Annotated in this window: 3 protein-coding genes; all 3 read right to left on the reverse strand. The window is 53.8% G+C overall.

Annotated features, from left to right (window positions below; genetic code table 11):
- Positions 1-364: 364 nt before the first annotated feature.
- Positions 365-1726, reverse strand: coding sequence for an ATP-binding protein (locus tag PMW70_RS09590; RefSeq protein ID WP_271744726.1), 1362 nt, complete (start codon positions 1724-1726; stop codon positions 365-367).
- A 243-nt stretch (positions 1727-1969) separates the two neighbouring features.
- Positions 1970-2494, reverse strand: coding sequence for a hypothetical protein (locus PMW70_RS09595; protein ID WP_117790296.1), 525 nt, complete (start codon positions 2492-2494; stop codon positions 1970-1972).
- Between the two features lie 2 nt (positions 2495-2496).
- Positions 2497-2913, reverse strand: coding sequence for a DUF3830 family protein (locus PMW70_RS09600; RefSeq protein ID WP_117790295.1), 417 nt, complete (start codon positions 2911-2913; stop codon positions 2497-2499).
- Positions 2914-3624 lie beyond the last annotated feature (711 nt).

Consider the following 3624-nt stretch of genomic DNA (forward strand, 5'->3'; position numbering starts at 1 on the left):
GAGGAATTCCGGAATCAGTCCCTATGTGCGGCGTAGGCCGCTTATTAGCCCGTCCAAGAATTGGGGCGCAGTTCACACTACGTGCGGCGGGGGTTCTTTCGTCCTGCGGAGTGTCCGCGAAGGTCAGCCCTCAGATCCTGCTACGACTACGTCCTTGGATTGTGGGGCTGGATGAGGGACGTGGCTGATGGGGCCTTATGTCCCTTTCGCTGTTTCGCGGCTTTGCCGCGAAACAGCGCGCCACTTTGGGCATAGTGGGGGAGCTGGTTGTGGCTTTCTGCTGTCCCGGTGCTGTTTCGCGCTTTGCGCGAAACAACGCAACACTTTGGGCATGGGTGGGGGCTGGGTTGCGGATTCAGATGGCCTAGAGGGATATGGGTGCAAACGAGAAATCGTTGTTGGGGTCGTCCTTTTCCATAAACTCATCGAGACAGAATGTCATATAGATTGGAACGTACAGGACCTTGCCCTCTTTGCTGAGGTTCTCGTGGCTTAGCACAACGGCCTCGGGAATTTTGTACTCGCCCACGCTCATCAGACGGTCGAGGGCCGCATGGGCTCGAACCTTCTTGCCCGATTTGACCTCGATTGGGACAACGTGCCCGCGAGTGCCTTCGACCACAAAGTCAACTTCACCGACCTCACGCGTCTGGTAGTACCACGTATCCACCCCAAGGGCAACAAGCTCCTGCGCGACCACGTTCTCATAGAGGCCGCCGAGGTTGGGGGTTTTCATGTCAAGATAGACGGCACGTGCCGTGCTGCCGGGATATCGCGATGCGAGCATGCCTGTATCAGACTCGTATAGTTTGAAGGCGGTCGCCTTCTCTGTCCTCTTAAGAGGACTCCGGGCCTCCGTCACCTGGGCGACCATCAGTCCAACGCCCGCGTTCACCAACCATAGGAAATCCTGCTCGTATTTTTGAAGGCGAGCCCCCTCGCCCAGGGATGAAACAACAAAGCGATGGGATTCCGCCTCAAGTTGAACGGGAATTTGCTCGAAAATGGAGCGAACGTTAAACGCTCGAGTCGATGCATATTTAGAGATGTCGCTTTTGTACTGATCGACTAGCTGAATTTGAAGCTCACGCGTTCTCACGAGCGAATAGCCCGAATCGATATAGTTCTGAACGACCTCCGGCATGCCGCCGCAAACGATATAGGCTCTAAAGTTTTTGAGCATCGCCTCATGAATATAGTTTTCGACGGGTCGCCTTTCGACAAGGCAGCTGCGAATTCCTGCAAGCACATTCTCGCTGACGCTGTTTGCCCAACAAAACTCTTCAAAATCCATCGGCCGCATAACAATGTGTTCGACATACCCTACCGGAAAAGAAGAGATCCCCTTAAACTCGGTCCCAAGCATAGACCCCGAGAAGACATAGCTAAAGCGCCCGTCCTCGACCAATGCCTTCATGAGCGTAATGATCTGCGGGTATTCCTGAATCTCATCGACAAAGATAAGCGTATCTCCCTCAGCAAGCGGTGCATCCGCAAGAAGGGCCACACGGTTGATAAAGTCAACGGCGTTCTTGGCGCCAACAAGCACATCCCTTGCCTCGGCGTCGAGTAGCAAATTGACCTCAAAATACGAAGCGTAGTTGTCTTTACCAAACGCGCGAATCGCATAGCTCTTGCCAATCTGGCGCGCACCGGTAACAAGCAAGGCCTTATGAGAGCTATTTTTCCAGCCTAAAAGCCTATCAGTGACCTTACGGCGTAGCATTAAAACTCCTAAATGACAAAAATTGGCAAATAGAATTGACCTAAATCATACAAAAAATGGCAAATAGAAATGCCCCAAATCATACAAAAATTGGCAAATAGCAAAGATTCGCTTAGGTCTCAAAGCCATCGAACCAGCACGGCACTTTGCGAAAAGGCTGGGGACGTCGTTATTTGCGTCTCCAGCCTCCTGATTGCTGTTTTTGATCCCGCGATGGGGCGTTGTTGGTGTTGCTAGTTCGGCTTACCTTGTCTCGCCGGTTTCGGTGCGTAGGCGGTAGCCGTGGACCAGGTCGCTGATGGCCGGCCAGGGAATCTGGCGATCGACCCAAAATTGCAGCTGAACCAGATAGCGCTCGGTGGCGCGGGTGAGGGCGGCAAACTGCTCGCGGGTCTCGACCTGGGTGTAGAGATCGCGGCTGCGGGCGAGGATGGCGGTCGTGTCGTCCATCTTGCCGGTGACGTCGAAGGCGCCCGAGAACCAGTCGCACAGGCGCGCGGCGCTGTTATTGAGGGTGGCCAAGTTGGCGGTGTCGCCGTTGGCGTTCTCGGTTGCTTGGGCGCGCAGGAGCGAAAGGGCGTCGGCGGCGTTCATGCAGTAACCGACGGTAAAGTTCCATACTGCGAACTCTCGGCCGGTGTCGAGCTTGCGACGGCGCATCAGGTCGATGTCGCGGGGCTCCTCGAGTATCATTTGGTCGGCGAGGGCTTCAAGTGCAGTGGTGTACTCAGCAAGGTCGAGCGTGAGCAGGGTGTTGATATCCATCATCTTTAGGCTTCCGTTTCGATCTCGACGATTTCGTTTTTAATGTACATGCCTTGGTTGTCCCAGACATTGCGGCAGACGGCGGCAAAGCGCTCGCGGTCGGCCTCGCAGATGCGGGCAAACATGTTGCAGGTGCCAAAAGGCTCGCAAACATCAAAGAAGATACAGACCGAAGACCAGCCGCCGTACCAGCTCACCGCACCCGCGGGTTCGTTAAAGACGGGATTCTCGATGTGCTCGTAGTTGGCGATGGGGCCCGATACGGGATAGGTCACCTCGGTATCGCAAATCTTTGCCGAGAAGATGCGCGACTCGACCGGACAGGACGCTTCGAACAGTCTGCATGCTTCGGGCGCTTTGTCCCAGAGCATGTCGGCGAGAAACGTCTCACCATTCAGCGTAATCTTGAGCATTTTTGTCATAGTAAGGACCTCCTCAATCCGTCGCTCAAGGGGCTCGCTGGCGGATAAAGGAGAAGACAGCTACGGGGTCGCCGAACCCAAACTTCACGACAGACGCCTGCCGCCCCAGCCCGTGCTGTACTCGGCTAAAGTATCACGCTTGAGGAGCGAAAGCAATATTCCTATTTCGTTTTTTGGACCCTTGGTCAGACCCGCATGGCCAAACCGCAGTTCGCTCTCGGTCGCTTGCCGAAGGGTGAGACGCGATTGATTATTCCTTATGCTGGATGAAAAGCCCCTTGTTTTTGCAGGGGTGCATACTCAACTTATAAGTGCATAGAATATCGTATAGTGCGAGTAAGATATTGCGCTGTCCGTTTTGTGTTTAGCAGAGATGTAGTTTGCATAATCCGACATAATCCTCGCTGCATTTAAATAAAGTTGCACGTAAATGGCGTAGATATGTCTGAGCTGGGGTTCTGTACGCTGAGCGGATAAAAACGACCGTTCACCGTTCCGCTATTTTCAAAATGAATAAAATGAGCGATAAAGAGAATATAAACCTTAATAAACTCGCGTATCGCACGGACGCGGGTTATTAATGGGTTGTAGGCCTTTTACAGAAAGGATTCCAGCAATGTCTAAGCCTCTTGGCAAGCCCGATCGTATTGTCGTCGCCCTTGGCGGCAACGCCCTCGGCAACAACCCCGTCGAGCAGATCCAGGCCGTGAG

Origin of the sequence: Collinsella aerofaciens, from assembly GCF_028209625.1 — a bacterium.
Lineage (GTDB): Bacteria > Actinomycetota > Coriobacteriia > Coriobacteriales > Coriobacteriaceae > Collinsella > Collinsella aerofaciens_AM.

Bases quoted from the DNA above. Each gene is read 5' to 3' on its own strand.
- PMW70_RS09600 (WP_117790295.1), bottom strand. From the start codon at position 2,913: ATGACAAAAATGCTCAAGATTACGCTGAATGGTGAGACGTTTCTCGCC.
- PMW70_RS09595 (WP_117790296.1), bottom strand. From the start codon at position 2,494: ATGATGGATATCAACACCCTGCTCACGCTCGACCTTGCTGAGTACACC.
- PMW70_RS09590 (WP_271744726.1), bottom strand. From the start codon at position 1,726: ATGCTACGCCGTAAGGTCACTGATAGGCTTTTAGGCTGGAAAAATAGC.